Origin of the sequence: Citrobacter sp. TBCS-15 (genome assembly GCF_005280815.1) — a bacterium.
In the GTDB taxonomy this organism is placed as follows: domain Bacteria; phylum Pseudomonadota; class Gammaproteobacteria; order Enterobacterales; family Enterobacteriaceae; genus Citrobacter; species Citrobacter werkmanii.
This window is the reverse complement of sequence record NZ_SZWK01000292.1, coordinates 751589-777581: the sequence shown is the minus strand read 5'-3', so window position 1 is coordinate 777581 and position 25993 is coordinate 751589. Positions and strand designations below refer to the sequence as shown.

29 protein-coding genes, 1 tRNA gene and 1 other RNA gene are annotated in these 25993 nt (G+C 52.8%); 6 read left to right on the top strand and 25 right to left on the bottom strand.

Annotated elements, in window-relative coordinates:
* Nucleotides 1-13 precede the first annotated feature (13 nt).
* The 3 genes from FDW96_RS21425 (at nucleotide 14) to FDW96_RS21415 (ending at nucleotide 1110) form a co-directional block, all read left to right on the top strand.
* Nucleotides 14-691: an isochorismatase family protein gene (locus tag FDW96_RS21425; RefSeq protein WP_042309503.1), complete on the top strand. Its 678-nt coding sequence runs from the start codon at nucleotides 14-16 to the stop codon at nucleotides 689-691.
* Nucleotides 692-840: 149 nt separating this feature from the next.
* A tRNA-Ser gene (locus FDW96_RS21420) sits at nucleotides 841-928 on the top strand.
* 45 nt (nucleotides 929-973) lie between these two features.
* Nucleotides 974-1110, top strand: a non-coding RNA gene (locus tag FDW96_RS21415) — RtT sRNA.
* A gap of 142 nt (nucleotides 1111-1252) precedes the next feature.
* On the opposite strand, the gene rlmC is transcribed toward FDW96_RS21415, so the two are convergent.
* The 10 genes from rlmC to FDW96_RS21365 all read right to left on the bottom strand — a co-directional run bounded on the left by rlmC (nucleotide 1253) and on the right by FDW96_RS21365 (nucleotide 10239).
* Entirely contained in the window at nucleotides 1253-2380 is a 1128-nt protein-coding gene (gene rlmC, locus FDW96_RS21410) for a 23S rRNA (uracil(747)-C(5))-methyltransferase RlmC (protein WP_137366277.1), read from the bottom strand.
* A 166-nt stretch (nucleotides 2381-2546) separates the two neighbouring features.
* Nucleotides 2547-3035, bottom strand: coding sequence for a YbjO family protein (locus FDW96_RS21405; protein ID WP_137366276.1), 489 nt, complete (start codon nucleotides 3033-3035; stop codon nucleotides 2547-2549).
* A gap of 59 nt (nucleotides 3036-3094) precedes the next feature.
* On the bottom strand, nucleotides 3095-3940 hold the full coding sequence (gene potI, locus FDW96_RS21400; RefSeq protein ID WP_137366275.1) for a putrescine ABC transporter permease PotI: 846 nt from the start codon (nucleotides 3938-3940) through the stop codon (nucleotides 3095-3097).
* The gene (gene potH / locus FDW96_RS21395) at nucleotides 3937-4890 is read right to left on the bottom strand and encodes a putrescine ABC transporter permease PotH (RefSeq protein WP_137349289.1); all 954 of its coding nucleotides are present in this window, start codon (nucleotides 4888-4890) and stop codon (nucleotides 3937-3939) included. Before potH ends, potI begins: the two co-directional genes overlap by 4 nt.
* 9 nt (nucleotides 4891-4899) lie before the next feature.
* A complete protein-coding gene (gene potG / locus FDW96_RS21390; protein WP_137366274.1) occupies nucleotides 4900-6033 on the bottom strand; it encodes a putrescine ABC transporter ATP-binding subunit PotG in 1134 nt (377 codons plus the stop codon).
* 138 nt (nucleotides 6034-6171) lie between these two features.
* The gene (potF, locus tag FDW96_RS21385) at nucleotides 6172-7284 is read right to left on the bottom strand and encodes a spermidine/putrescine ABC transporter substrate-binding protein PotF (protein ID WP_042309515.1); all 1113 of its coding nucleotides are present in this window, start codon (nucleotides 7282-7284) and stop codon (nucleotides 6172-6174) included.
* A 433-nt stretch (nucleotides 7285-7717) separates the two neighbouring features.
* Nucleotides 7718-8194 carry a YbjN domain-containing protein gene (locus FDW96_RS21380; protein WP_042309517.1) on the bottom strand — a complete coding sequence of 159 codons (477 nt, stop codon included), beginning with the start codon at nucleotides 8192-8194 and terminating at the stop codon, nucleotides 7718-7720.
* Between the two features lie 90 nt (nucleotides 8195-8284).
* Nucleotides 8285-9187, bottom strand: a complete 903-nt coding sequence (rimK, locus tag FDW96_RS21375; protein ID WP_038639233.1) for a 30S ribosomal protein S6--L-glutamate ligase — start codon at nucleotides 9185-9187, stop codon at nucleotides 8285-8287.
* Between the two features lie 57 nt (nucleotides 9188-9244).
* Complete coding sequence (gene nfsA / locus FDW96_RS21370; RefSeq protein ID WP_042309520.1) at nucleotides 9245-9967, bottom strand: nitroreductase NfsA; 723 nt, start codon at nucleotides 9965-9967, stop codon at nucleotides 9245-9247.
* The gene (locus FDW96_RS21365; protein WP_137366273.1) at nucleotides 9964-10239 is read right to left on the bottom strand and encodes a DUF1418 family protein; all 276 of its coding nucleotides are present in this window, start codon (nucleotides 10237-10239) and stop codon (nucleotides 9964-9966) included. The genes nfsA and FDW96_RS21365 overlap by 4 nt, the downstream gene beginning before the upstream one ends.
* Nucleotides 10240-10412: 173 nt before the next feature.
* Between FDW96_RS21365 and FDW96_RS21360 the strand changes: the two genes are divergently transcribed.
* The gene (locus FDW96_RS21360) at nucleotides 10413-10676 is read left to right on the top strand and encodes a GrxA family glutaredoxin (RefSeq protein WP_016152408.1); all 264 of its coding nucleotides are present in this window, start codon (nucleotides 10413-10415) and stop codon (nucleotides 10674-10676) included.
* Nucleotides 10677-10710: 34 nt separating this feature from the next.
* Here FDW96_RS21360 and FDW96_RS21355 read toward each other — a convergent pair whose 3' ends face one another.
* Complete coding sequence (locus FDW96_RS21355; RefSeq protein WP_137366272.1) at nucleotides 10711-11091, bottom strand: inner membrane protein YbjM; 381 nt, start codon at nucleotides 11089-11091, stop codon at nucleotides 10711-10713.
* 269 nt (nucleotides 11092-11360) lie between these two features.
* On the opposite strand from FDW96_RS21355, the gene FDW96_RS21350 reads away from it, so the two are divergent.
* Complete coding sequence (locus tag FDW96_RS21350; RefSeq protein ID WP_042309524.1) at nucleotides 11361-13046, top strand: aspartate:alanine antiporter; 1686 nt, start codon at nucleotides 11361-11363, stop codon at nucleotides 13044-13046.
* Nucleotides 13047-13333: 287 nt separating this feature from the next.
* Here FDW96_RS21350 and FDW96_RS21345 read toward each other — a convergent pair whose 3' ends face one another.
* The 8 genes from FDW96_RS21345 to FDW96_RS21310 form a co-directional block, all read right to left on the bottom strand.
* Complete coding sequence (locus FDW96_RS21345) at nucleotides 13334-13549, bottom strand: ogr/Delta-like zinc finger family protein (RefSeq protein WP_058842448.1); 216 nt, start codon at nucleotides 13547-13549, stop codon at nucleotides 13334-13336.
* Between the two features lie 67 nt (nucleotides 13550-13616).
* The gene (locus tag FDW96_RS21340) at nucleotides 13617-14717 is read right to left on the bottom strand and encodes a phage late control D family protein (RefSeq protein WP_137366271.1); all 1101 of its coding nucleotides are present in this window, start codon (nucleotides 14715-14717) and stop codon (nucleotides 13617-13619) included.
* A complete protein-coding gene (locus FDW96_RS21335) occupies nucleotides 14714-15199 on the bottom strand; it encodes a phage tail protein (protein WP_000980407.1) in 486 nt (161 codons plus the stop codon). Before FDW96_RS21335 ends, FDW96_RS21340 begins: the two co-directional genes overlap by 4 nt.
* A complete protein-coding gene (locus tag FDW96_RS21330) occupies nucleotides 15196-18261 on the bottom strand; it encodes a phage tail tape measure protein (protein WP_137366270.1) in 3066 nt (1021 codons plus the stop codon). The genes FDW96_RS21335 and FDW96_RS21330 overlap by 4 nt, the downstream gene beginning before the upstream one ends.
* On the bottom strand, nucleotides 18254-18373 hold the full coding sequence (locus FDW96_RS21325) for a GpE family phage tail protein (protein ID WP_001397628.1): 120 nt from the start codon (nucleotides 18371-18373) through the stop codon (nucleotides 18254-18256). The genes FDW96_RS21330 and FDW96_RS21325 overlap by 8 nt, the downstream gene beginning before the upstream one ends.
* 14 nt (nucleotides 18374-18387) lie before the next feature.
* The gene (locus tag FDW96_RS21320) at nucleotides 18388-18690 is read right to left on the bottom strand and encodes a phage tail assembly protein (protein WP_001744189.1); all 303 of its coding nucleotides are present in this window, start codon (nucleotides 18688-18690) and stop codon (nucleotides 18388-18390) included.
* 54 nt (nucleotides 18691-18744) lie between these two features.
* Nucleotides 18745-19260, bottom strand: coding sequence for a phage major tail tube protein (locus FDW96_RS21315; protein ID WP_137366269.1), 516 nt, complete (start codon nucleotides 19258-19260; stop codon nucleotides 18745-18747).
* A 9-nt stretch (nucleotides 19261-19269) separates the two neighbouring features.
* Nucleotides 19270-20442: a phage tail sheath protein gene (locus tag FDW96_RS21310; RefSeq protein WP_137366268.1), complete on the bottom strand. Its 1173-nt coding sequence runs from the start codon at nucleotides 20440-20442 to the stop codon at nucleotides 19270-19272.
* 222 nt (nucleotides 20443-20664) lie between these two features.
* On the opposite strand from FDW96_RS21310, the gene FDW96_RS21305 reads away from it, so the two are divergent.
* Nucleotides 20665-21591, top strand: a complete 927-nt coding sequence (locus FDW96_RS21305; RefSeq protein ID WP_137366267.1) for an acyltransferase — start codon at nucleotides 20665-20667, stop codon at nucleotides 21589-21591.
* Here FDW96_RS21305 and FDW96_RS21300 read toward each other — a convergent pair.
* Genes FDW96_RS21300 through FDW96_RS21275 form a run of 6 tightly spaced genes read right to left on the bottom strand, consistent with a single transcriptional unit; the run spans nucleotide 21568 to nucleotide 25973 of the window.
* A complete protein-coding gene (locus FDW96_RS21300; protein WP_137366266.1) occupies nucleotides 21568-21999 on the bottom strand; it encodes a tail fiber assembly protein in 432 nt (143 codons plus the stop codon). The genes FDW96_RS21305 and FDW96_RS21300 overlap by 24 nt on opposite strands.
* A gap of 8 nt (nucleotides 22000-22007) precedes the next feature.
* On the bottom strand, nucleotides 22008-23549 hold the full coding sequence (locus FDW96_RS21295; RefSeq protein WP_252362879.1) for a phage tail protein: 1542 nt from the start codon (nucleotides 23547-23549) through the stop codon (nucleotides 22008-22010).
* Entirely contained in the window at nucleotides 23546-24151 is a 606-nt protein-coding gene (locus tag FDW96_RS21290; RefSeq protein ID WP_137366265.1) for a phage tail protein I, read from the bottom strand. Before FDW96_RS21290 ends, FDW96_RS21295 begins: the two co-directional genes overlap by 4 nt.
* Entirely contained in the window at nucleotides 24144-25052 is a 909-nt protein-coding gene (locus FDW96_RS21285) for a baseplate assembly protein (RefSeq protein ID WP_137366264.1), read from the bottom strand. The genes FDW96_RS21290 and FDW96_RS21285 overlap by 8 nt, the downstream gene beginning before the upstream one ends.
* Complete coding sequence (locus FDW96_RS21280) at nucleotides 25039-25398, bottom strand: GPW/gp25 family protein (protein WP_137366263.1); 360 nt, start codon at nucleotides 25396-25398, stop codon at nucleotides 25039-25041. Before FDW96_RS21280 ends, FDW96_RS21285 begins: the two co-directional genes overlap by 14 nt.
* The gene (locus FDW96_RS21275; RefSeq protein ID WP_137366262.1) at nucleotides 25395-25973 is read right to left on the bottom strand and encodes a phage baseplate assembly protein V; all 579 of its coding nucleotides are present in this window, start codon (nucleotides 25971-25973) and stop codon (nucleotides 25395-25397) included. Before FDW96_RS21275 ends, FDW96_RS21280 begins: the two co-directional genes overlap by 4 nt.
* Between the last annotated feature and the right edge of the window lie 20 nt (nucleotides 25974-25993).

Here is a 25993-nt window from a genome sequence, read left to right as displayed (position 1 = left end):
GAAGGAGAAGAATATGTCCAGTCCTGCAAACTTTAATGGCTCACGTCCGGTTATCGATGTGAATGATTCCGTCATGCTGCTTATCGATCATCAGAGTGGGCTTTTCCAGACCGTCGGCGATATGCCAATGCCTGAACTGCGTGCACGTGCCGCTGCGCTGGCTAAAATGGCGACCCTGGCGAAAATGCCGGTGATTACCACGGCATCCGTACCGCAGGGACCTAACGGCCCGTTGATCCCGGAGATCCACGCCAATGCACCGCATGCCCAATACGTAGCGCGTAAAGGTGAAATCAACGCCTGGGATAACGAAGACTTCGTGAACGCGGTAAAAGCAACGGGTCGTAAGACATTGATTATCGCCGGTACGATCACCAGTGTCTGCATGGCTTTCCCGGCCATCAGCGCAGTGGCTGAAGGTTACAAGGTCTTCGCGGTGATTGACGCGTCCGGTACCTACAGCAAGATGGCGCAGGAAATCACCCTGGCTCGCGTGGTTCAGGCTGGTGTCGTGCCGATGGATACCGCTGCAGTCGCTTCTGAAATACAGGGGACATGGAACCGTGAAGACGCCGCTGAGTGGGCGGAAGTGTATACCAAAGTCTTCCCGGCTTATCAGTTGCTGATCGAAAGCTACAGCAAAGCCCAGGAAGTTGTGACCAACGGCGAAAAACTGGACTCTCAGCGTTAATTATATCCTCCGCGCCGGTTCGGGCGGAGGAATATGTACACTGTGTAACCAAACAACAGTGAACACGTAAATTCTGCTTGACCGTTTTAGCGCAACTCCCTATAGTAGCGCCCCGTTGCCCCCCAAGCGGTCAGGCAGCAATACAATATGGTGAGGTGTCCGAGTGGCTGAAGGAGCACGCCTGGAAAGTGTGTATACGGCAACGTATCCGGGGTTCGAATCCCCGCCTCACCGCCATATTTTAAGAAGAGCTCGTACGCAAGTACGGGCTTTTTTTTTCGCATATTTCACAGCCTGGCGGGGATGAGAAGCCCGGACCGGGGTTCGACTACTGGCGCAGCCAGTTGGACAGACTGAGAGCGCAGCGAACAGGCTGCCCGCAGGGCGAGCGAAGCGAGTCAATCCCCGCCTCACCGCCATATCTTAAGAAGAGCTCGTACGCAAGTACGGGCTTTTTTTTCGCATATTACATTTGCCGGATGCGGTGCAAGCACCTTATCCACCCTATGAATGACGAACAGCCTGTAGGCCTGATAAGCGAAGCGCCATCAGGCATAGCAGTTATTGTCGGCTGAGCAGCGTTAATACTTCATAATGTGCGGTGTGTGGGAACATATCGAAAAGCTGGACACGTTCAATGCGGTACCCTTGCAACTCGTGGATATCCTTCGCCATGGTTTGCGCATTGCAGCTTGAATAGACAATAAAACGTGGCGCCATGCGGGAAAGAAAATCGCACAGCGGTTTGCCAATCCCGCGACGCGGTGGGTTTACCAGCACCAGATCGGGGACTTCGTCCTGGGCGGTAGCAAACTGAGTCGAATCCAGCGCCTGAAAATGCAGATTCTGCAACCCAAGCTCCTGCGCCGACTGTTTCGCACAGTTAATCGCCTCTGGCGCGATTTCAATACCTGTTAGTTTCATCTGCAGCGTGGCGCAATGCAGACCAAAGCCCCCTACGCCGCAAAACAGATCCCACATATGAGTAACCGGAAGCTGACGCACCCAGTCGCGCGCGGTGGCATATAAATGCCCCGCCACCACTGGGTTGGTCTGGAAAAAGCTCTGCGGGCGTATCCACAACGGCACATTGTTAAAGCGTTCCGCCAGCGCCTGCTGCTCTGTCAGGAAGATTTCTGTCTCCCCTTCCATAATCGCCATATGCACCGGTTGAATATTAACAGTGATCACTTTTAACTGTGGCAATTGTGCCTGCAACCACGGTAGCGCTGCACGCAACTGCGCCAGTTTGGCGTCTGAACGCAGGACAAAGCGCAGCATCATACCGCCATCAAATCGGCTTTCCGTTAACAGCAGATATTTCAGCTCTCCGCGTTTACGAGCCACGTTATAGGGCGTTAACCCCGCCCGGGCGATAAACGGTTTGAGCGCGGCAAATACGGGCGCAAAAGACGCAGGATAGAGCGGACAATCACACAAATCCTCCGGCGTACCGTCACGATGCAGCATCCCAAGCAGTGGTTTTTCCACGCTGCCGCTGACCACCATTTTGGCTTTGTTGCGAAAAGCGCGTTCCGGGCCGCTGACCGGTGCGCACCATTCTCCGACCGAATAATCAGCCAGCAGATTCTGCAGATCGGCTGTTTTTGAGAGAAGTTGATCGGCAACAGGCTGTGTTATCCACTGACAGGAGCGACAGCGTTCGGCGTCATAAAGTGCGCACTGCATACAAAAACCTACAAATTAACAGGGGGCGAAGATTATATACCCGTCATACTTCAAGTTACAGGTGCGTTGGCTGTGCTCACTCACCCCAGTCACTTACTTATGTAAGCTCCTGGGGATTCATTCTCTTGCCGCCTTCCTGTAACTCGAATTATTTAGGGTATTAACGTTATTGCAAACGGAAGAACCGCCTGCTGGACGCAGGCACAAACAGCAGCAGCAACACCAGCATATCCGGCAACTTTTGCATCACCAGCGTACGCAGGATCTCACGTCTGGACTCTCCCGCAATGCTGAACAGTTCCGGATAACCATAGCCCAACGAGGCCGCCCACAGATAAACGCTGGCGGTAATCTGGGTCAACAGATAGATCCAGCGTGCCCAGTTCCGTCCTTTTACCAGCGAAAATGCGCAGTAGATTTCGATAAACAGCAGCGCCAGGCTGCCCAGAAACACCAGCGTCAAATTCCAGGTCTGCACGCTGCGATGAATAAATTCGCTGGTGCCACGCAACCCTAGCGTATTAAAAATCATCAACAGATCGAGACAGCGGATCATGATAATAGCCAGCGCCGCCACCTGCACCAACGCAGGGACGTTTAAGCGAGCATGTGATGTGGATGATTTCTTAAAAAATCCCAACGCGTCGTCTTCCATGAAAACGGCGCAGCCACCACAGCTGCGCCGTATAGACAGGTTGGCAGATTTTAGTTTTTTCAGCCGCGTCTTGCACGTTGGATATCGCGAATCCGTTGTTTTTCTGTTCGCGCCATCAGATACCACGCGATAAATCCGATAATTCCTACCACGCCAAGAATCAGCGTCGCCAGCGCGTTGATCTCCGGGTTAACCCCCATACGTACGCTGGAGAACACCAGCATCGGTAATGTTGTGGCGCCAGGACCAGAGACAAAGCTGGCGATAACCAGATCATCAAGCGACAACGTGAAGGCCAGTAACCAGCCGGAGATCACCGCAGGCATAATCATCGGCAGCGTGATAACGAAAAAGACCTTCAGCGGCGTAGCGCCAAGATCCATCGCCGCTTCCTCAATGGAGTGATCCAGTTCGCGCAACCGTGAGGAAATCACCACCGCCACGTACGCCGTACAGAAGGTGACGTGCGCCAGCCAGATGGTCAACATACCGCGATCCGCAGGCCAGCCGATGGCGTGCGCCAGAGCTACAAACAGCAGCAGCAGCGACAAACCGGTAATGACATCCGGCATAACCAGCGGCGCGGTAATCATAAAAGCAAACCCATTCGATCCGTGAAAACGGCCAAAACGCACCATTACCACAGCGGCTATAGTGCCGAGGATTACCGCCATCGTCGCTGCACCCGCAGCAATCGTTAAACTCATGCCAACAGCGCTTATCATCGCGGTATCATGGAAAAGCTCACCATACCAACGCGTTGACCACCCCGCCCAGACCGTAACCAGCTTCGAGCTGTTAAACGAATAGATAACCAGCATCAGCATCGGCACATACAGGAAGGTAAAGCCCAGCACCAGGATAAAAATACGCCACGGCGAGCGAACGACCGGTAAGTTATTCATCCGTGTTCCCCCATGCTTTTTTGCTGATATTTGTGGAACCACATGATTGGCACAATCAGTAACAGCAGCATAATAATGGCAACGGCAGACGCCACCGGCCAGTCGCGGTTATTGAAAAATTCCTGCCACAGCACGCGACCAATCATGATGCTATCCGGGCCGCCCAGCAGTTCCGGAATGACAAACTCACCCACAGCCGGGATAAACACCAACATCGATCCGGCGATAATCCCGCCTTTGGTCAATGGCACAATCACGCTAAAGAAGGTTTTCAACGGTCGGGCACCCAAATCCAGCGCCGCCTCTACCAGCGAATAATCAATACGCGTCAACGCGGTGTAAATCGGCAGTACCATAAAGGGTAAATAGGCGTAAACAATCCCGATATAGACCGCCAGATTGGTGTGCAGAATCGTCAATGGTTGATCGATAACGCCCAGCCACATCAGAAAGTTATTCAGTACACCGTTATTTTTCAGGATCCCCATCCAGGCGTACACGCGAATCAAAAACGACGTCCAGGACGGCAGGATCACCAGCAACAACAGAATATTGCGTGTCGAGGGTTTACTGTGTGCGACAGCCCACGCCAGCGGATATCCCAACAGCAGACAACAGATCGTCGAAATCCCCGCCACCTGCAAAGATTGCAGGTAGGCATCAAAATAGAGCGGATCGTCCGTTAACTGCAGGAAGTTGGCTAAGTTGAGCGTGATGGATAGCTGATCGTCAGCCCATGAAACGAGGTCGGTATAGGGTGGAATAGCGCGCGCCATTTCAGCCAAACTGATTTTGAAGACGATCAGAAAAGGCAGCAGAAACAGGAGCAGCAGCCACACATACGGTAGCGCAATCACCAGCTTGCGCCCGTGTTTCATTTGCAGCCGCGACATAAACAGCGTGAATCGCCCTGCTTTATCCACGCGTGCCGGAGGTTCAAGTGTACTCATCTTCGCTCCTTAAACCGTCAACACCACACAACTGTCTGCATCCCAGCACAAACGGACCTCGTCACCCCAGGTGGGTAATCCCTTGCGATAACGATGTTCATTTTGTAGCTGAGCACTCAGCATCTGGCCGCTTTTCAAACGTACGTGATACACCGACAAATCGCCCAGATAGGCAATGTGCACCACTTCGCCTACCGCGAAGTTATAACCATCTGGCGGAGGAGCCTCACAGAGCATGATTTTTTCCGGGCGCAGCGCAACATACACCGGGACGTTATCGACAATAGACGCATCTGCATCTACTTTCAGCGGATGCACCAGTCCAGGAGACTCAATAATCAGACCATCTTCCTGGCGTTCTTTCAGTAGTCCTTCAAAGACGTTAACCGAACCGATAAACTCGGCGCTATAGCGCGTAGTCGGATGCTCGTAGATCTCTTCCGGTTCGCCGATCTGCACAAATTTGCCACGGTTCATGATCGCAATGCGCCCTGCCATCGTCATGGCTTCTTCCTGATCGTGCGTTACCATCACGCAGGTCACGCCGACGCGTTCAAGGATATCCGCCACTTCCAGTTGCATGCGGTCACGCAGCTTTTTGTCCAGCGCCCCCATGGGTTCATCAAGCAGCAGTAACTTCGGCCGTTTCGCCAGGCTACGCGCCAGGGCCACACGCTGACGCTGACCGCCAGAAAGCTGGTGCGGTTTGCGTTTGGCGAACTCCTGCATATGCACCAGGCCCAGCATCTCAATCACCCGGCTGGCGATTTCAGCCTTTGGCAGCTTGTCCTGCTTGAGGCCAAAGGCAATGTTCTGCTCAACCGTCATGTGCGGAAACAGGGCATAGGATTGAAACATCATATTGATCGGACGCAGATAAGGCGGGACGTGCGCTAAATCGACGCCATCAAGCATAATTTGCCCGGTTGTCGGCTGTTCAAATCCCGCTAACATGCGCAGCAGAGTCGATTTGCCACAGCCGGATGCGCCGAGCAGGGCAAATATTTCACCTTTATAGATAGTAAGGTTGACGTCATCGACGGCGTGTTGGCCGTCAAACGACTTGGTCAGGTTGCGAATTTCAAGCAGCGGGGTCAGCGCCTTGCGGATTTTCGCGTGTGGGCGTGGGGTTGCATCATTCACTCAGGTGCTCTCCGGCATAAAACAAAGAAACGGTGCAAATAACGCACCACGGTGGTGCGTATTGCCGGGTTAGGTGTGTTTAGGATCAACACTGCCCGGCAGGCATCAATCCTGCCGGGTCATGTCCCAAACATCAGGTTATTTTCCGCTTTTTACCTTCGTCCACGCTCGGGTACGGACACGGTCGATCTTCGGATCCTGTACTTTCAGCGTGAACAGCTTGGCGCGCACATCCGCAGGCGGGTAGATGCCAGGGTTATCACGAACTTCCTGACTGACCAGAGCCGTCGCTTCTTTGTTGGCATTGGCATAGAACACGTGGTCGGAAATATGCGCAATCACATCAGGACGCAGCAGGTAGTTGAGGAACTGATAGGCTTCGTCTTTGTTTTTGGCATCGGCTGGCATCGCGAATACGTCAAAGAACGCCATTGCCCCTTCTTTAGGAATTGAGAAAGAGATATTGACGCCATTTTTCGCTTCTTTTGCACGGTTCGCCGCCTGCCATACGTCCCCCGCCCAGCCAATCGCTACGCAGGTATCACCGTTTGCCAGGTCGTTAATATATTGCGAAGAGTGGAAGTAGCGAATATTCGGACGCAGTTTCAACAGCAGGTCGGTCGCCGGTCCGGTGTAATCATCTGCTTTGGTACTGTTTGGATCTTTACCCAAATAGTTCAGTACGGTTGCAAACACCTCTTCAGGCGCATCAAGGAAAGAGACACCGCAACTTTTGAGTTTTTCCAGATTTTCCGGTTTGAGGATCAAATCCCAGCTATCAACCGGCGCATCTGGCCCCAGCACCGCTTTCACTTTGTCCACGTTATAGCCAATGCCGGTTGTTGCCCACATATACGGCATCGCAAACTTGTTATCCGGATCGTGTTTACCCACCAGCTTCAGCAGCTCAGGATCGAGGTTTTTCCAGCCCGGCAGTTTGCTCTTATCAAGCGGCTGGAAGACGCCTGCGGTCAGTTGACGTTCAAGGAAACTGGCGGAAGGAACAACCAGGTCAAAACCGGTGCTGCCCGCCATGAGCTTACCTTCCAGTACTTCATTGGAATCAAATACGTCATAGATAACTTTAATTCCGGTCTCTTTTTCAAAGTTAGCCACCGTATCCGGAGCAATATAATCAGACCAGTTATAAATATGCAGCGTTTTTTGTTCAGCAGCGAGCGTGCCGGCAGAGATGGACATCAGAGCACCCACAACCAGGCCTGATAACCATTTTTTATTTAAGGCGGTCATAATCTCTTTCCTTCTGAAAGTTCGTTAACAAACGAACAAAAATGTCACACTCTAATGATATGCAAGAAACGTGCATATTCTTTCATGCGGCATCAATGAAAAGAGAGACCTCTCCCGATGCCGCTATCGCCCGCAGATATGCGCCCACTCATTCACCACGTATTGTAGCCACAGCTCAGGTCATACGGGGCAGTTAGAAAATTGACGTCTATATGCTTCGCAAGAATAACTTTAGCCAGGTTTTGTGGATATAGCCCAGATTAAAAAACGTCTTTTATCAATTTTTTATGCAGGAATTGTCTATGACATAAAGCAGAAGGAGCAGAATGGAAGTGAATAATTCTTTAATAAAAGGTTAAACACAGAATAAAAACAGGCCGTACGCAACCGCTCTGGTAGCGGCTGCGCAAAATGCGTCCAGATTCAGGGGGAATTAATGGAGGAAATGGACTTCAGCGTTGCTGTTTTGCGTATCTTCTTCAGCGTTAAATAACAGCTGATGCGCCCCAGCTTCGAGGATCACCATCGATATCTGCTCTTCGCTCTGGCGAACAAAACATTCAAACTGCTCAAACGTTACGCCCGGCGTAACGGATAAAGACTGGCAAACCACCAGCTTTGGCAGATTATCATCCTGCATATCCAGAAATGCTTTTACCGTCAGTGAACTGGCATTAATCGCGGACAAATCGGCGGCCAGGGGCAGCAGTGCGGAAGGTCTGACTTCCGCCATCGCAGAAAACAGGATGACGTTATCCACCAAATCAACTTTTGCATCAAAGATGCCGTCAAAGTTCTGCATATGAGGTAAATGCAGCGCCTGACAGGTATCGCATTCAAAAAAACTCATGCCCAGGTCGTCGAGCCATTGACGCAACGTATCCAGAGTGGGAACGACCAGTGATGTCATAATAATGTGCGACCTCTAATGATGAAAAAAATACCGGCACAGCTTACGCAAAAAGAGCGTGTCATACCACGATCGCAATCGATATTGTGTTTAGCCGCCGATTTTAAGACAAAATTCAGGCGTAGCATGGCGCTCGATCCACTGGATCATCTTGCCGGCAATGTCTATCCCGGTGGTTTTCTCGACCCCTTCCAGACCCGGAGAAGCGTTAACCTCCATGACCAACGGCCCACGTTCTGCACGCAGAATATCAACACCAGCAACATCCAGCCCCATAGTCTGAGCGGCTTTGAGCGCAATTTTTCTTTCGCGCGGCGTGATATTCGCAATCGTAGCAACCCCGCCGCGATGGAGATTAGAACGAAAATCGCCCTCTTTCGCACGGCGTTCAATGGCAGCCACCACCTCGTCACCCACCACGAAACAGCGAATATCCCGCCCTTGCGCTTCTTTGATATATTCCTGAACCAGAATATGAGCATTCAGCCCACGAAACGCATCCACGACACTTTCCGCGGCCTGCCGTGTTTCCGCCAGCACCACGCCGATCCCCTGTGTGCCTTCAACCAGTTTCACCACCAGCGGCGCGCCGCCAACCATATCAATCATGTCGCTGGTATCGTCCGGGGAGTGAGCAATCCCGGTGATGGGTAAATCAATCCCCTGACGCGCCAGCAACTGCAGCGAACGCAGCTTATCGCGCGCGCGCGTAATCGCTACCGATTCATTTAACGGATAGCTACCCAACATTTCAAACTGACGCAGCGCCGCCGTACCATAAAAGGTAATCGCTGAACCAATCCGTGGGATCACCGCGTCAAAATGGGGAAGCTGGCGGCCCTTGTAATGAATAGATGACGCCGCCGGGCTGATGTTCATATAGCAAGAAAGCGGATCGATAATTTCAACCAGGTGACCGCGCTGCATCGCCGCTTCACGCAGGCGCTTACAAGAATAGAGCGTTCCGTCCCGGGACAAAATGGCAATTTTCACCCTGCACCTCTCAATGACCTGGTAAAAGCAGGCGTATCATACACTGGGTTGAAATCTTTAGCGCGTGGCCCATCCCTGTTTATGCAAATATTCCAGGATAAAGGGACGACTTTCTTTAATGATGGTTCGACGAATGTGATCGCTCCAGGTGTCACGACGCGTATTGCTGCCGCGGGTCAGATAGTACTGCGCAAGCTGTTCGTCATACTGCGACAAAACGTCTGTATTGAGCGGCTGATACTGGTTTTCGTGCACAACCAGCGACGCAGGCAGGCGCGGCTTGATATCCGGGTTATCCGCAGGCCAGCCAAGGCACAAACCAAACAGCGGCAGAACATGCTGCGGCAATTTCAATAATTCCGTGACCGACTCAATATTGTTACGCAACCCACCAATATACACACCGCCAAGTCCCAGCGATTCTGCCGCCGTCAGCGCATTTTGCGCCATCATCGCCGTATCAACCACACCCAGCAGCAGTTGCTCTGCCAGCCCCAACTGCGCGTCAGGGCAAATCTGCAAATGACGGTTAAAGTCAGCGCAAAACACCCAGAATTCAGCGGCCTGCGCCACGTGCTTTTGACCGCCAGATAAGGTAGCCAGCGATTCACGCAGAGTTTTATCGGTTATCCGAACAATCGTTGTGCACTGTAAAAAACTGGAGCTTGAGGTGCCCTGAGCGGCGGCAATGATTGCCTCTCGCTGTGCGTCAGAAATAGCTTCATCGGTAAAATGGCGAATGGAACGGTGGCTGCGGATTAAATCAATGGTTGGCGTCATCTTTTTTCTCTGTCTGAATGGGAAGAATCGTCGGGAGCGCGCGACAGGAGCTGCGGCGCCAGCAGTTGAGCAATGCGCCACATCAACATCACTGCGGCGGGTAACATCAGCAGTACGCCCAGAAATATCATCACCACGCAGGCTAACGGGCTGTTAAGCGGCGCGGGTAAGGTCAGGTAATCATTAAGCGACAGCAGCGCCAGCGATAACAAAACCATCCCCATTATTTCCAGCATCAATACGCTTTTCGGTAATACACCAATGGTGCGCATAAGCGACCTCCCGGCGAAATGGCTTTTATTATAAAACGTTCCGGCTCGTCGTGTTTAACAGTTATAGCTTGAGGATATCAAAGCAACAGGCCGAACCTGCTTTCCATCCGTCACAAATCGCGGCATCATAATAAGTATTCGCCATCCGGCCTGATAAGTTCGAGGAGAGAGAGATGTTTGCCGTTATTTTTGGTCGCCCAGGGTGCCCGTATTGCGTGCGCGCAAAAGAATTAGCAGAAAAATTAAGCAATGAGCATGACGATTTTAACTTCCGCTACATTGACATCCATGCCGAAGGTATTACGAAAGCCGATCTGGAAAAGACGGTAGGTAAGCCAGTAGAAACCGTTCCGCAGATTTTTGTTGATCAAAAACACATCGGCGGATGCACGGATTTTGAGGCGTGGGCAAAAGAGAATATGAATCTGTTCGCCTGATAGCAGTGTCTACGCCCTCCGCTGGAGGGCGTCATCAGTTCTTTTTCCGTCGTTGATGCTGATTGAATAAGCTACTGATAAACAAAAAACACAATGCGCCAAGCGCGCACCAAAACACCGCACTGAATAACCACGCCATCTCTTGCCACAATGAACGCGTCGGCATAAAAACGAACCGCATCAGTAACAGACAGCACGGTGCCGCCAACATTGCACCAAGAAGAGGTCTGAGCACCTCCCGCCGATGGGAGAAAAAACTTGCTGCAGCACCAGGCAAGATAAAAAACAACAACCCGACCTCTGGATGCCCTGCCGCTCTGAATGCCCCTTTCACGTTTAGCGTTAATGAAAGACACACCACAATAAAGAGCACAAAGCAGCAGATCGCCCCCGCCCAACTTTGCTTATGTTTCAATCGTTCCTCCTGACACATTCTCTATCGAACACTCTTTTCGCCCACAGGCGTCCAGTCAGATAAAGTAACTCGGCATTCCATGCCAAAAACACACCCACACGATTCTTATAGCCGTTGATACGTAATGAGATTAAACTATCCGCATATATTGTTATGCTGCATTAATCGGGGCTGTGTGTAGTGCTGTCGCCCCTTAATTTCTGGCAAAAACATTAGCGTAAATTGCCATTTCTTTCAATAGCTTACTAGTAAACAAGAAGTTAGCCTCAGTGAATATAAACGTCGCAGATTTGTTAAATGGGAATTACATCCTGTTATTATTTGTGGTCCTGGCTCTGGGCCTCTGCCTGGGTAAATTACGCCTGGGTTCAGTCCAACTCGGTAATTCCATTGGCGTTTTAGTGGTGTCCCTATTATTAGGTCAGCAGCACTTTAGTATTAACACCGATGCATTAAATCTCGGCTTTATGCTGTTTATTTTTTGTGTCGGCGTCGAAGCCGGCCCCAACTTTTTTTCGATTTTTTTTCGCGATGGGAAAAATTATCTAATGCTTGCTCTGGTGATGGTCGGTAGCGCAATGCTGATCGCCCTGGGGCTGGGTAAGCTATTTGGCTGGGACATCGGCCTGACGGCGGGTATGCTGGCCGGTTCGATGACCTCCACGCCGGTGCTGGTCGGCGCAGGCGATACCTTGCGCCATTCCGGAATGGCAGGCTCACAGCTTTCCACCGCCCTCGATAACCTGAGTCTGGGGTACGCCCTCACCTATTTGATTGGACTGGTCAGTCTGATTGTCGGTGCGCGCTACCTGCCAAAACTTCAACATCAGGACCTGCAAACCAGCGCCCAACAAATTGCGCGTGAGCGTGGTCTGGACACTGACGCCAACCGTAAGGTTTATCTGCCGGTGATCCGCGCGTACCGCGTGGGCCCGGAGCTGGTGGCATGGGCTGATGGTAAGAATCTGCGCGAACTGGGTATTTATCGTCAGACCGGCTGCTACATTGAACGCATCCGCCGCAACGGCATCCTGGCTAACCCGGACGGTGACGCAGTGCTGCAAATGGGCGACGAAATAGCCTTAGTAGGTTATCCAGACGCGCATGCCCGCCTCGATCCCAGTTTCCGTAACGGCAAAGAAGTGTTCGATCGCGATCTGCTCGATATGCGTATTGTCACTGAAGAGATTGTGGTGAAAAACCACAATGCCGTTGGCCGTCGCCTGGCCCAGTTGAAGCTGACCGACCACGGCTGTTTCCTCAACCGCGTGATCCGCAGCCAGATCGAAATGCCTATCGATGACAACGTCGTGCTCAATAAAGGTGACGTGTTGCAGGTTAGCGGCGATGCTCGTCGCGTTAAAACGATCGCAGATCGTATCGGCTTCATTTCCATTCACAGTCAGGTGACCGATCTGCTGGCCTTCTGCGCCTTCTTTATCATTGGTCTGATGATTGGGATGATCACTTTCCAGTTCAGTAATTTCAGCTTCGGTATTGGGAATGCGGCTGGATTACTGTTCGCCGGGATTATGCTCGGCTTCCTGCGTGCCAACCATCCAACGTTTGGCTATATCCCGCAGGGCGCGCTGAACATGGTGAAAGAGTTTGGTCTGATGGTATTCATGGCAGGCGTCGGTTTGAGCGCAGGTAGCGGCATTGGCAATGGCCTTGGCGCCGTTGGTGGTCAAATGCTGATTGCCGGATTGGTTGTGAGCCTGGTTCCGGTTGTTATTTGTTTCTTGTTTGGCGCTTACGTATTGCGCATGAACCGCGCCCTGCTGTTTGGCGCCATGATGGGCGCGCGTACCTGCGCTCCGGCAATGGAAATTATCAGCGACACGGCTCGCAGCAACATCCCGGCATTAGGCTATGCTGGCACCTACGCCATTGCCAACGTTCTGCTGACATTGGCGGGGACACTCATCGTCATTGTCTGGCCAGGCCTTGGTTAGCACTGAAAATCACCCTTAAACGAAAATTTTTTGCAGTTCAGCAGAACTTTTCTTCAAGGTGTCAGTCATAACTATTGCCACTGCTTTTCTTTGATGTCCCCAATTTGTGGAGCCCATCAACCCCGCCGTTTTGGTTCAAGGTTGATGGGTTTTTTGTTGTCTGAAATTCAGCGCCCTTCCAATCAAGCACTTAGATAACTTCTTTTTCATGTGTGGCGACAAAATGGCGACAGCGCTTTTGTTATGGCGGCACCAAACGTACAAAACCCGCCAGCGGCGGGTCAGTATTAGTAAGCAAATTGTTCCTGCATACCTTTTGGATGAGGCGGTGCTGCGCTGATTTTTTGAGGACGGCATACTGAGCGCACAAAAGTCTCATGCGTCACGAAAGTATGCCCGCATTCGATGTTAGTGCACTGGTTGTAGCGTTCTTTGGTCTCATTGGAAACCTGGAAGCTGCTTCGGGTATGTGCAGCCTGCCCGCACATAGGACAATTCATCATAATAATCAGCCCTCATTATTAACCAGTTCGCAATAATGATACATCATTGTTCGCAATTTGGAACTAATCATTCCATTGCGAACTCATCTATTTTCACTTCAAGCTCCATGCTGGTCGTAAATCCATTATCCGGGCTGACAGAATGCGTCAGGGTGGTAATGGTCCATTCTGCATCATCGATCGGCTGCTTAAACCCCGCCACCTTCACCGGCATTTCCGTATAGAGATCAGCCCGCCCCTCAGCGAGCTGCAGGGAAAATGAAGCAACCCCGCGCTGCAGGCGTTCCCACTGCATTTTTGCTGCGCGCTCTGCATTGCTCCGGGTGGCGTAGGTACGATTAAGAACCAGCACGTTTTCATCCGTTCCCACCAGATAATCGCCCTGTTTTGCTTCCGGCTCTTTGGGTGTGGTGGTTTTCTTTCGACGATGCTTAACACTGGTTGTCTCTTTTTTCATGGGTTCACGCGTATGCAACCAGCTGGCAATAACACCGGTATAGGCACCACGATCAGCAAGGGTGAACCGATGACCGTCACCGGCTTTGCGCGTGATGGTGATAACCGGCAGCGGCTTGCCGCTCGCCGTTCTTCCCTGTCCCTGCCGGATAAACAGCAGATTCCCGTCCTTAACGGAAGCAATCGCCCCATACTGTCTCGCCAGTTTCATCAGAAAACTTGCATCGCTTTCATTGGTCTGGTCCAGATGATCCAGCGCCTTATCCGTCAGGTCTTTACCCAGCGCCACTTTGAGGTTATGCCGGGCGGCGATTTCCTTTACCACCTCCCCCACCGTTGTCTGATGCCATGATTTTTCGCGCCGTGTATTGAGGGTTTCACGGAAATCTGCGCTACGCGCCCGGATGGTCAGCCGGTCAGGGGCACCGCTGTGTTCAATTTCATCCACAGTAAAAGCCCCTTTAGGGAAAAGCGGCTGGCCTTTCCAGCCCAGCGCCAGCTGAATCACTGCCCCACGTCGCGGCAGGGCGATCATCCCGTCGGCGTCGTCCAGCTCCAGATCAAGCTGGTCCGCTTCAAAGCCCCGGTTATCCGTCAGCGTCAGACTCATCAGGCGGGTATCCAGCACGGTCGTCACGTCCTTACCTTCAATGACGATACTGAAAGCCGGGCTTTTGCTGTTCAGATTCAGAAGATCAGAATTAACGTTCACTGCAGCAATCCTCCTACCGTGTTCTTAATCCCCCCAATCGCAGAGGCAGCAGAGTCCTGCAGGTTGCTGAGCTGGTCACTCAGGCTCCCGAACATGTCAGACAGCGATTCATCAACCCGTTTGAGGGTGATCGTAAACTCAATGCGCCTGGGCATTCCACTGGCAAAAAACTCCGTCTTTGTCTGGCTCAGACTTTCAATAACAAACATGCCGTAAATAGTTCCGCTGCCTTCAATTAAAGGCCAGGCTTTGCCCTGCTCTGCCATCAACTCCAGCGCCAGCAATGACAGCCTGCCTCCGGTCACTTCCGGCAGCAGAACCCCGGACAGTGTCAGTGAATCATTATCCGGGCCAAGAAACTGCGTTGACGGGCGGCGGTTCACCCGGCTGTTGGCGGCATGTCGCCAGCTGCGCTGATACTGCAACTCCTGATAAGGGACAGTGCGCAACATAAATACATATAAACCCAGCACCATCATCATGATTCATACCCCCCCTGATCGCTGAAATTGCTGCGTGCTTTTGCCCTGGCCCTGCGTTCCCGCTCGTCAAGCTGGCGTGCCACTTCACGGGCAATATCCTGCGTACTCTGTCCCGGCTGCGCGACGATATGAATGGGCGCATTTATCTCATAACGAATAACTGACGGCGGGCTGTCAGCCTTCACAGGCTGCGTCTGGTATGCCCTCGCAGGCAGACTGAACGGATGAAGCGGAGCCACTTCTGCAGGTGTCGCAGCTACCCCCATCACGCCAGCAACGACAGAGGCAAGCGCAGCAGTACGCCGCCTGCTGGTGACATTTGCCGGTCCGTTCACAATTTCAGGGCCATTTTCTCCAACAATGCCAAACTGCCCGCGTGGAATGATCCCGCCCGTGTCGTACATCCCTGCGTAAGCCGGGAACCCGCCTGGCGGCAGCACCACTTTGCCGTCACTGTTCACCGTGGCGGACTGCTGCTGCGTAACCTGCGCGGGCAGTTTCGCCTTTGCCGCCTCCTTACTCACAATACCGAGCTTTTCCAGCAGCCACGACACACCAGATTTAAGTGACTCCAGCGGGTGCATCACCATATTCAGACCTTCCGCAAGCGCCTCACCAAACCGGCGCCCCATTGCAGCTGCGCTGTTCAGTTCTTCGGAAGTGGATTTAACCGGCGTAAGTAAATCACTGAACCAGCCCCACAAGGCCTGCACCCTGTCACCAATCCACTGGAACATGGGCCTGAGCGGCTCAAAGGCGGCGCTGATGGGCGCTGCAGCGGCTTTGAACCCTTCCACCACGCCCCCCAGAAATGCACTGATGGGCTGCCAGTATTTCCACACAACCAGCGCCACACCAGCCAGCGCAGCCACAACCAGCCCTATCGGACTGAGCAGCGCACCCAGCATACCGGAAAGACCAAACAGCGCGCCGCGAAGTAATGCCAGCGGACCAGAAACAAGAAAACGCAATACGCCACCGACAGCTGTCAGCCCACCCCGCAACGCCGCCAGCGGGTTCATCACCATACCGATAACATTACGGATACCTGACATACCGACACGGAACACGGCAAGCGGAGCACCTGCCACCGTTTTCAGTGCATTACCCGCTATTCCAACTGAGCGACGCAGGGAATTAAGCGGGGCACTCAGCAACCCGACACTACCACCGGATGACGCCATACCCCGACGCAACAGGGAAAGTGGCGCACCTGCCAGCCATGACAGGGCACCGCCAGTACGTGTTACCGCTGCAGCAACGGAAGGTAATGTTTTTACACCCAGCACAGACAGGCCAAACCGAATCACCGCAATCGGCCCCAGCACAGCAGCCACTGCCACGGCAAGTGTACCCAGCCCGACAGTGACAGCCGCCGTAGCCGCCGCCACTTTCATCAGCGTGCCAGCCAGCACGGGGTTCTGCTCCACCCAGCGACGCAGCGCCCCGGTCACGCCCTTAACCATGCCCATAATATCCATCAACGGCTGACGCAACGTTTCCCCCAGACTGCTGAAAGCGTTCTGCGCGCCAGTCTTAACCAGCAACCACTGCGCAGACAATGAATCCTTGTTAATGTCGGATTCTTTCTGCATGGAGCCATTAGCACCACTGCCTGATGTGAGTTTCAGCTGACGCTGCAGCTCCGGCAGGTTGTTAGCCAGCTTTGCCGCATCATCGCCAAACTCTTTACCAAAAATCATTGTCATGGCTGACAGGCGTTTATCCTGCGGCAGATTGTTGACCTTCTCCAGAACCCGCTGAATGGTGCCCATGGCATCGGTGGTCATCTGCTTTTCAATCTCCGCAGGATTGAGTTTCAGCAGGTTCATACCTTCAAAGAAGCGTTTACTTTGCATGGTGGCAATGGACAGTTCACGCACCATGGCATTAGAGGCACTGGCGGCAATTTCCGGGGCAGCCCCAAGAGAAAGGAATGTTGAACCCAGCGCAGCAGCCTTTCGGAAGTCAAGGCGGTCAGCCACGCCCCCCATACGCTGCAGGACGTTAATAATGTCCCCGCCCTTTGACATGGCGTTATCGTCCAGGTAGTTCAGCGCATCGCCCAGTTGTTCAATATTACGCGTCGGCACTTTATAGAGCTGCGCGATTTTCCCCAGCCCTTCCGCCAGCTCATCGGCGGGCAACTCAAAGGCCGTTGCTGCTTTTGCCGCCGTGGATGCAAAGGCCAGCAGGTCACGTTTCTGGTCTTCGTAAGGATCGTCCTGGCTGGTCACGCCCATGCGCGCGCCGCCTTCAACCAGCGCGGCATAGTCTATAGCACCATTCTCCATCGGCAGCTGCTCACTGGCAGCCTTAATGGCATCCTGCATGTCATAAAACTGTTTTGTACGGTTGCCGTTATCGTCACGAAGCCCGTTTACCTGCTTTGCTACGCCTTTCATGGCATCTTCCATACTGGCATAGCTCTTAACTGCAGCCATAACCGGCGCGCCCATTGCCAGCCCCGCTGCCGTGGTGGTGGCCCCGGCTCCTGCAATGCGATCCCTTACCTCAAGACTCCTGGAGTATGCCGCACGGGCGGCGTGCATTTTTCGCTGTTGCTCCCCGACACGTCGTAGCCTTGCTTCCTGTTCAGAAAGCTGCCTGTTATAACGCATTGTTTCACGGGTAATGCGGGCCGTCGCGCTGGCACCATCACTGGCTGAAATACCGGCACGATAAAGCTCTGCACGCACAAGTGCAGTCTGCTGCTGCAGCTTTTTCTGCCGTTCTTCCAGACGCTGAACAGCCAGCTGTTGACGGCCCAAAGCAACAACCTGCCGTTGAGAAGGCGGCCCCATCGCACCCAGCTCATGACTGAGTAAATTTGCACGCTGGCGGGCATAGTTCAGCCGGTCGCCCAGTTTCTGATTTTCTGCCTGTAGCTTTCGGAAGCTGTCCAGACTGCTCCCGGCCTGATCAAGCTGCTTTATTGCATCGCGGGATTTTTTGACAGCAGCAGCCAGCTCTTTTGAGCTGGCCTGCGCGGATCGAAATGGGCGGGTGAGCTTGTCAACCGCGTTCAGAATCACCTGCAGACGCAGGCTATTGTCACTCATCGCTGGCCCCGCTTCTCTGAATCGCTTTGTGCCGCCACTCCAGCACCTCTGTCAGCGGCATAACGTCAGTGATGGACGGCGACCAGTGAAAGATGGTGGCGATATCCGCCACCAGGTCATCAATCGTCAGGCTGTCGGTAAACCGGCAAGCACCGACTTCTTCAACAAAAAAGTCACCACCTCGACCGACAGCGCGGTGAGATCGGCGGGGTCCAGTTCAGCCATTTCCTGTGCGGTCAGCGTCGGGGTGGAAATACGCGGGATCACTGTCATCATGGCCCCCACGTCCATATCCATAATGGCCTGCAGGCGGGTGCCGCGCAGCGCACCGGACTGCGGCTTACGCAGCACAATTTCGGTGATTTGGGTTTTACCGCGCATGATTGGCGTATCCAGTTGTACGGTTTTTTCAGTCAGCTTGTCACTCATGTTCGTTTCCTGTTAATCAGATACTGGCGCGGATCACCGCGCCGTTAAGTTAAATCAGAGGCCAAGGGCGTTACGGTGTGCTTCCATCAGGTCCACGCCGTCAACGATTTCAATCATGTTGACCACATCAACCTCATAGAGCACTTCGCCGTTAATGGTCAGCTTCGCGTAGCTGTTGGTGCTGCTGACTTTGGTGGTGCTGCTCTCGCCGGTTTTCCACTCGCCGGAATCCACTTCTTTATGACGCCCGCGCACAACCAGCTCAATGGCCTGAACTTCGCCGGTATCGTCACGCTGAATAGAGCCGGTAAAACGCAACTGGATGCCATCAACGGTTGCCTTGCCCATCTGCTTGAATAACAACAGTTCGGTGCCGCCGATTGAAAATTCCGTGTCCAGTGCGCCGTCATCCAGCCCCATATCCACATCCACCGCGCCCGGCATACCGCCGCCGCGATACTTCTCAAACTTGCGGGTGAATTTCGGCAGAGTCAGGGACTCAACGATCCCCTGCCAGTTGTTCCCGTCGTTGAACAGGTTCAGGTGTTTTAACTTGCGTGGTAATGCCATGTATCCCCCTTATGCACTGACACGGCTGGCAAAATCGACCAGGTAGCGATCGGTGATGCGCTGGCGCAGCATCAGATTTTCAAGCGGCGGCACAGGCGTGTAGTCGTAGTCGATGGTGAGTTTCCCGGCTTTCAGGGAGTCTTTATCGTTCACTGACTCATCCAGCCAGCAGTCCGCCCCGATGAGGTATCCCTGATTCACCAGGCTGCGCAATTTGGCGCGAATACCTTCGATAATGTCGCGGGCCAGTGACGGATTCAGTGGTTTATCCACGGCCCACATATGCCCCTCTGCAATCGTGTCAGCCAGCACCTGCGCCGTGCGGGTGTAGTTCTCAAACGCAAACAAGGGATCGTCACTGAGGCAGCGGGAACCCCAGAAGCGGAACCCGTCTTTGCAGATCAGCGTGGTGACGTCATTCTGGTTCAACAGTCCCGCGTCCGTTGCCGGGTCCTGCAGGTCCCAGAACACATCAGCGGAAATGCCGGTGACGCCATTCACTCCCACGTTGGACAGGGTTTTGTGCCATCCGGTCTGTTCGTCGATTTTGGCGCGCAAACCGAGCGCACGTGCAGAGGCGTAAGCCGTCGCATCGGCTTTTAGCACGGTGTCAAAGTTGATGAAATCAGGCCAGATCAGCATCCCTTCTCGCTGGCTGAAATTGTCCCGGTAAGCAATGGCTTCCTCCACCGTCTTGCAGCCATAGGCAGACAGGTAGGCAAACCCGCGCAGGCTCTGCGCAATACTCATCAGCTCAGTGGCTACCGCCTGCGTGTCATGCCCCGGCACACCGAGAATACGCGGCTTAACTTTCAGCTGCGACTGCGCAGAAAGCAGCGCTTTCATCCCCGTTTTTTTACCGTCGGACGTGACGCCACCGATAATATTGGAGGTGGTTTCCGCTTCGGTTTCGCCCTGCGCCACGCGCACAACAACCGTCACGGGTTTTGACTGGTCGGCAATCGCATCCAGCGAACGGGCCAGCGTGCCGGACTCGCCTGCTTTACCGCTGGCCTCCAGCACATCCGTCAGCAGAACCGGCTTATTGAGAGGGAATATGGACGCATCAGCATCATCGCCGGTGCAGACCATGCCCACGATAGCGGTGCTCACCGTGGTGATAGATCGGGTGCCCTCGTTGACTTCAACAACGCGCACCCCGTGGTGGTAATCCTGAGCCATAGCGGCGAACCTCCTGATTGGAATAGGCTTCGCCCTATGTTGTATTGATTACGTCACACAGACATCTGTGTAGCGTTGTAACGTGACTCACACAATCCCAAAATTGCTGGACGGTGTTATTAAATGATTTGCATTGAGATTTATCTGAAAAGTTGATTTTATACTTACAAAAAATTACAATCACGTTACACCTTATTTGGTTATAACTCGGATATAACTCGGATGTTAAACAAAGCAACAACCACAAATTTAAAAGGCTTCGCAATATTAGTTGTTATGTTAGGCCATCTTGTAAATATTCATCGAAGCACCTTTGATTATGACTTTCGATATTTTGCCGCCTTCGCTGTATCCATCTTCCTTATTTTGTCAGGATATGGATTATCTTGTTCATGTTCATCAAATGGATTAAAAGATTTTTTTAAGAAAAGGTTATCTGGGGTAATTCTTCCCTATGCCTTAGTTACTATCATGGTTTCGATTGCATACGGAATATTGTTTACCGATCCTTTACGCGTTCTTAGAACAATTACACTTACGAATCCCTTGCATCCCATAGATGGAACTATGTGGTTTATTTACTTTATATGTATGTGGTATATCCTGTTTTTTATTTCATACTCTCTTACCAAAAACAAATCATTCCGTGTTTTATCAATAGCAGCAATCGCTACATTTATTTACTACTGGCATCCTTTTGAGCAATTCCCTCAACTCAACTTCCAGTTTACTCTTCATGCTTTTTCATTTGCGGCAGGGGTAATTATCGGAGAGTATAAAGATAAAATTTCCTTCAAAATATTACTTCCGATAAGCACTGTCATTTTCATTTTTTCCCTACATGATCTATTCAATGAATATTCTATGCTCAGTTATGAAGTATCATGTCTGAGTTTTGGTATACTAATCACTTCTCTTTTTTCTATTTTAAAAATTGACACTCCATCGCTTTCTTTTTTTGGCAGCATTTCATACGAAATGTATCTTTTTGAAGGCGTTCTGCTTGGAGTGTCATACAATCAAAGTAACATCATCAATGCACTCATGTTTGTTTTCTTTACCACAGCCACAGCATACCTATTTAAGAAAGGCCTCATAACCTCTAAAGCACGCTATACAGAAATATTAAACAAACACGTCAGAACTTAATATAGGCCATATAATATTGGGGGCCAGTTGTGTATCAACTGCCCCAATATTATCAAGATAATCAAGCCATAAGTTATATTGCATTTTTTCTACTTCTGTCAAACGCCCCATTGCTGCCTTACCGGGCCACTGCTTCCCATTTATAAAGTCGTTTGCTTCGTCTATACGACGCTGTTTTTCGCGCCCAGCCTCAGCAATAAGTTCCTCATGAGATAGGGGCGGGATATCCACCCAAACAGGCATCCCATCATATCCCGTTCCCCGCATCTTACCTGCAGGTGGTATCCTTGAGAACTCAGTAAACACTGCCTCATCCACTTCGATATAATTATCAGGCCATGTTTTTGTCCCCTGGTATGCCTCAATCAACGAAAACGGGTAAAAACTGCCATTTGAATATGCATACATAATTATTCCTAGCCTCCAATAGCAATATACATAGCGGTGTAGTTACTTGTTCCCCATGAGCTGACATCACATCCGAATCTGTCACCATCTGTAAAAACTGGAGTTGCCGGATTGATTGTAAAGCCACTACCAACTGGTGATGCAGCAAGAACAAGGCGGTTATTTGGAAAGGGGATTGGATAAGTAATGTGTGCAGTCGTAGAACCGATAATCGTAACCCGCCCCCACTGTATAACTACACCATTTGGCAAAAGAAAATATCCATTCCCCTCAATTGACCTGCTAAAGAAGCTCATATCTGGGAGCTGACCACTTCCATTACCCACCTTTTTTGTTGCCGCAGTACCTAACTTCAGTGCATTTCTTACATCAATATCATCTGGCTTGCTGAGCAGGTTTCTTGCGAAATCAGTCAGGGTGGTTAATCGCGCGGAATTTGGTCCCGAAAAATAAGGAAAACTGTCTGCAGCACCTTTAACTGTGGTGATGGCTGTTAAACCAAGGTATTCGAGAAGCCTTGAGATGCTTTTCCCGCTGAGATTCGTCAGCGTGGTATCAAGCGGCTGTTTTCCCGCCAGCGCGTTCATCACTGTTGTCGCAAAGTTAGGATCATTCCCCAACGCAGCAGCCAGTTCATTTAGTGTATCAAGTGCCGCCGGTGACGAACCAACCAACCCAGCAATGGCTGCTTTCACAAACGCGGTAGTGGCAATCTGCGTATTGTTCGTCGACTGGGCTGCAGTGGGAGCCGTGGGCGCGCCGGTCAGTGCCGGACTTGTCAGCGGTGCTTTCAGTGCCAGCGCATTATTAATGGTGGTACTAAAATTCGGGTCATTATTGATAGCTGCGGCGATTTCTTTCAGCGTATCCAGCGTTGCCGGTGCGCCACCAATCAGGGCAAGAATAGCTGTCTGCACAAAGGCCGTGTTTGCAAGCTGCGCGGAATTATTGCCTGCCGCCGCCGTCGGCGCCTTTGGCGTGCCGGTGAGTGTCGGACTGTCTTTTGGGGCATACTGCGAATGAGGATCAACAGCAGCAAGGTGCTTTGCCATCAGGTCATCCACATACACCTTAAGCTCCAGCACCTTGTCATCCACATATTTGCGGGTTGCCAGAACCACTGCTGGGTCAATTTTCAGGGTGATGTTATCGGTGCTGCTGGTAATCAGTACCATACGCACGGTCTGCGTGCGTCCGCTGCCCTCTGCCAGCTTCGGCTTGTAGCTCGCCGGGCAGTTTCCCACAGCAATCAGCGCACCTGTTTCATCAAACAGGCCGACTTCACGAATCCACCACCCGCCCTCATTTTCCGGGATCACCTGCTCAGCAATAATCTGGCTGCTATTCTGCGGATCGATATACAGCATATTCAGCGCCGCGCGGCGCTCCTCAGCAACTAATGCGGTCTGTTGCGCGTTGGGTGTGGGCAGCACACCGCCACCGCTCCCCACCGCCATATGGGTAATTTTTAACGGGACACCGAGCGCGGCGGCGCTTGCCAGTTTCGCCGCGCCGATATCCGTCAGCAGGGTGTAAAATTTTGCGCTCATGGGTTCACTCTCATCGTGTCAATAACATGGACCGCCCCGCCCTCATAAGCGGTGCCGCCGGAAATAATGGTTTCGTTGATATAGGGGTAGATCGTGATTTCTTCGCCGGTGTAGGTGGCTGCACCCACAAAATACGGGCCGCCTGTCTGCAGGTTGATGGACATACCAACCAGATGACGGCTGCATGGTTTGGCGTCACCGATCAGGCGCTCCAGTTCCAGATAGGTTTCTTCTGTTATGCCCTGGTCCTGCACGCCAATATCCAGACGGAACGTCCCCGGCGTTTCGCCAGTCTGCCACCACTCAATGATGCGGATCAGAAAGCCGAACGGCTCCACCACGCGCCGCACGGCGCTGGTTGTCCCCTTGTGCTGATGGATATAAAAAGCGTCCTGCACAACGCGGCGCTTGACGCTTTCTGTCCAGCGCTCATCCCATCTGTCAACAGAAAACGCCCAGGCCAGATAAGGCAGGAATCTGACCGGGCAGGTTGCCGGGTTCCACAAATCACGCAGCGATACCTGCAGATCGGAAATCCCACTGCAGGTCTGCGCCAGTCGACGCTCAAGCGGCGACGAACCCGGCGGCAACAGGCTATTCATCCGTGCCCCCGTTGGTAACGCTCCATTCGGTACAGGATGCTGCCTGTGTCTTATCCAGCACCACATCATCCAGCGGGGACGCCAGCTCCACACGCTGGACGCCCTCCACGTGCAACGCGGCATAAATGGCGCTGCGGCGGATATCACGTCCCAGCCGCGTCTGACTGGCGATGTATTTCTGCAGACTGGCTTTTGCTTCTGCCATCACCGGCTCAGCCTCCGGCCCCGGATACAGGAAGATCGTTGCGTCCACGCTGTACGGAATAATTTCTGCGCTGCGCACCATCAGGCGGTCTGCCACCGGGCGAACCTTTTCACTGTTAAGCGCCTGCTCAACCACTGCCAGCAGGTCAGCCCCTGCTGTACCGTCACCCTCACGACTCAGTACGGTAAGCACCACCTCTGCCGGTGCAGGACTGGTTGCGCTGGCATCAGCCACGCGCCCGTCGGCGCTTCTGGCGTGGAACTCATAGGCTCCCGTCGGCCCTGCAACGGACAGCCCCTCAAATGCTGCAGGAATACGCTGGCGTAATGCTTCATCACTTTCCATCACTGCAGCGACCGGCGGCACCGCGTCATTATCGGCAGGGACTACCGTCAGGCGCTTCACGTTGCAGTTGCCTGCCAGTTGCTCAAGGTCATTTCCCATTGAATAGGCCACCATGACCGCCTGCGCAGCCTCATTAATTCGCTGACGCAGCAGGATTTCGCGGTAAGTATTTTCCTGCAGCAGTTTGGTGGCAGGTTCTGACTCCAGCGCTAACGTGCGCATAACGGCCTCCTGTTCATCAACCGGATGGAGGGCCACAAAGGCGGCCTTGCGTTCTGCCAGCAATGCTTCAAAGTCCGGCACATCCACAATCTGCGGCGGCGGTAGTTGGGAAAGATCAATGACTGCCATTGTCTGCTCCTGTTGATACGGAAAGGGAAACTGGCGCGCCGTTATTGCTGTGTCCGGTAAGCTCAACCACCATAGATCCGTCAAAATTGCCGCTGATGGTGATGGAGTCCAGCATAAGGCGCGGCTCCCAGCGGTTCAGCGCCACATAGACCGCAGCCATAATCTGCAGGCGCAGCGCCGGGTTCTGTGGCTGGTCAATCAGGGCAGACAGCAGGGAGCCATATTCCCGACGGGCAAGACGGCTGCCCTGCGGCGTCAGCAGAATATCCCGCACCGACTGGCGCAGATGGTCTGTATCTGCAATGGCCTGCCCGTCATTCCTGCTCATACCGATATACAATGTCATACCGGGCCTCCCGTATTAGAGCCGCCTTTCAGAACACCAGTATGCTCATGCCCATCAACTACGATCCCGTTGGAACTCATTGCGCCGCCGCCCTGGGTGACGCCACCATTGATCACCACCTCGCTGTTAATGCGCGTGGTGTCAGCCTCCACCACAAACTCAGCGGTTTTGAGGGTGATATTATCCGCCGCCTCGATCACCATGGATTTGATCCCCCGGACATGCCATCGTCCGGTGGCGGGTTCATACTCAAACCAGCCCCCGTCCGGGTACTCCGTCACGCAGCCGTTCGCGGAATCCGACGGCGGAGGAAACTGATTGGAGTAGATGGCGGGCAGCACAAAAGCGGTTTCCAGATTGCCGCCCATACTCAGCACCACCACCTGCTCATCCGGCGACGGACACCACCATGTACGGGCACCACCGGCGCGCAGCGTCAGCCAGTTAATCCAGTTGGTTTCAAGCTCGCCCACCTTCACCCGGCACAGCCAGTTTGCCCGGTCCACTTCGGTCACGGTGCCGGTGCGGATCAGGTTGGTGATAAGGCGCATGATTTCGGTCAGTTGTGCATTCATGCTTTTTAATTTGCCACTCA

Coding starts and splice junctions, on each gene's coding strand:
- FDW96_RS21425 (WP_042309503.1), top strand. CDS start 14: ATGTCCAGTCCTGCAAACTTTAATGGCTCACGTCCGGTTATCGATGTG.
- rlmC (WP_137366277.1), bottom strand. CDS start 2,380: ATGCAGTGCGCACTTTATGACGCCGAACGCTGTCGCTCCTGTCAGTGG.
- FDW96_RS21405 (WP_137366276.1), bottom strand. CDS start 3,035: ATGGAAGACGACGCGTTGGGATTTTTTAAGAAATCATCCACATCACAT.
- potI (WP_137366275.1), bottom strand. CDS start 3,940: ATGAATAACTTACCGGTCGTTCGCTCGCCGTGGCGTATTTTTATCCTG.
- potH (WP_137349289.1), bottom strand. CDS start 4,890: ATGAGTACACTTGAACCTCCGGCACGCGTGGATAAAGCAGGGCGATTC.
- potF (WP_042309515.1), bottom strand. CDS start 7,284: ATGACCGCCTTAAATAAAAAATGGTTATCAGGCCTGGTTGTGGGTGCT.
- FDW96_RS21380 (WP_042309517.1), bottom strand. CDS start 8,194: ATGACATCACTGGTCGTTCCCACTCTGGATACGTTGCGTCAATGGCTC.
- nfsA (WP_042309520.1), bottom strand. CDS start 9,967: ATGACGCCAACCATTGATTTAATCCGCAGCCACCGTTCCATTCGCCAT.
- FDW96_RS21365 (WP_137366273.1), bottom strand. CDS start 10,239: ATGCGCACCATTGGTGTATTACCGAAAAGCGTATTGATGCTGGAAATA.
- FDW96_RS21360 (WP_016152408.1), top strand. CDS start 10,413: ATGTTTGCCGTTATTTTTGGTCGCCCAGGGTGCCCGTATTGCGTGCGC.
- FDW96_RS21345 (WP_058842448.1), bottom strand. CDS start 13,549: ATGATGAATTGTCCTATGTGCGGGCAGGCTGCACATACCCGAAGCAGC.
- FDW96_RS21335 (WP_000980407.1), bottom strand. CDS start 15,199: ATGATGATGGTGCTGGGTTTATATGTATTTATGTTGCGCACTGTCCCT.
- FDW96_RS21330 (WP_137366270.1), bottom strand. CDS start 18,261: ATGAGTGACAATAGCCTGCGTCTGCAGGTGATTCTGAACGCGGTTGAC.
- FDW96_RS21320 (WP_001744189.1), bottom strand. CDS start 18,690: ATGAGTGACAAGCTGACTGAAAAAACCGTACAACTGGATACGCCAATC.
- FDW96_RS21315 (WP_137366269.1), bottom strand. CDS start 19,260: ATGGCATTACCACGCAAGTTAAAACACCTGAACCTGTTCAACGACGGG.
- FDW96_RS21310 (WP_137366268.1), bottom strand. CDS start 20,442: ATGGCTCAGGATTACCACCACGGGGTGCGCGTTGTTGAAGTCAACGAG.
- FDW96_RS21305 (WP_137366267.1), top strand. CDS start 20,665: ATGTTAAACAAAGCAACAACCACAAATTTAAAAGGCTTCGCAATATTA.
- FDW96_RS21300 (WP_137366266.1), bottom strand. CDS start 21,999: ATGTATGCATATTCAAATGGCAGTTTTTACCCGTTTTCGTTGATTGAG.
- FDW96_RS21295 (WP_252362879.1), bottom strand. CDS start 23,549: ATGAGCGCAAAATTTTACACCCTGCTGACGGATATCGGCGCGGCGAAA.
- FDW96_RS21290 (WP_137366265.1), bottom strand. CDS start 24,151: ATGAATAGCCTGTTGCCGCCGGGTTCGTCGCCGCTTGAGCGTCGACTG.
- FDW96_RS21285 (WP_137366264.1), bottom strand. CDS start 25,052: ATGGCAGTCATTGATCTTTCCCAACTACCGCCGCCGCAGATTGTGGAT.
- FDW96_RS21280 (WP_137366263.1), bottom strand. CDS start 25,398: ATGACATTGTATATCGGTATGAGCAGGAATGACGGGCAGGCCATTGCA.
- FDW96_RS21275 (WP_137366262.1), bottom strand. CDS start 25,973: ATGAATGCACAACTGACCGAAATCATGCGCCTTATCACCAACCTGATC.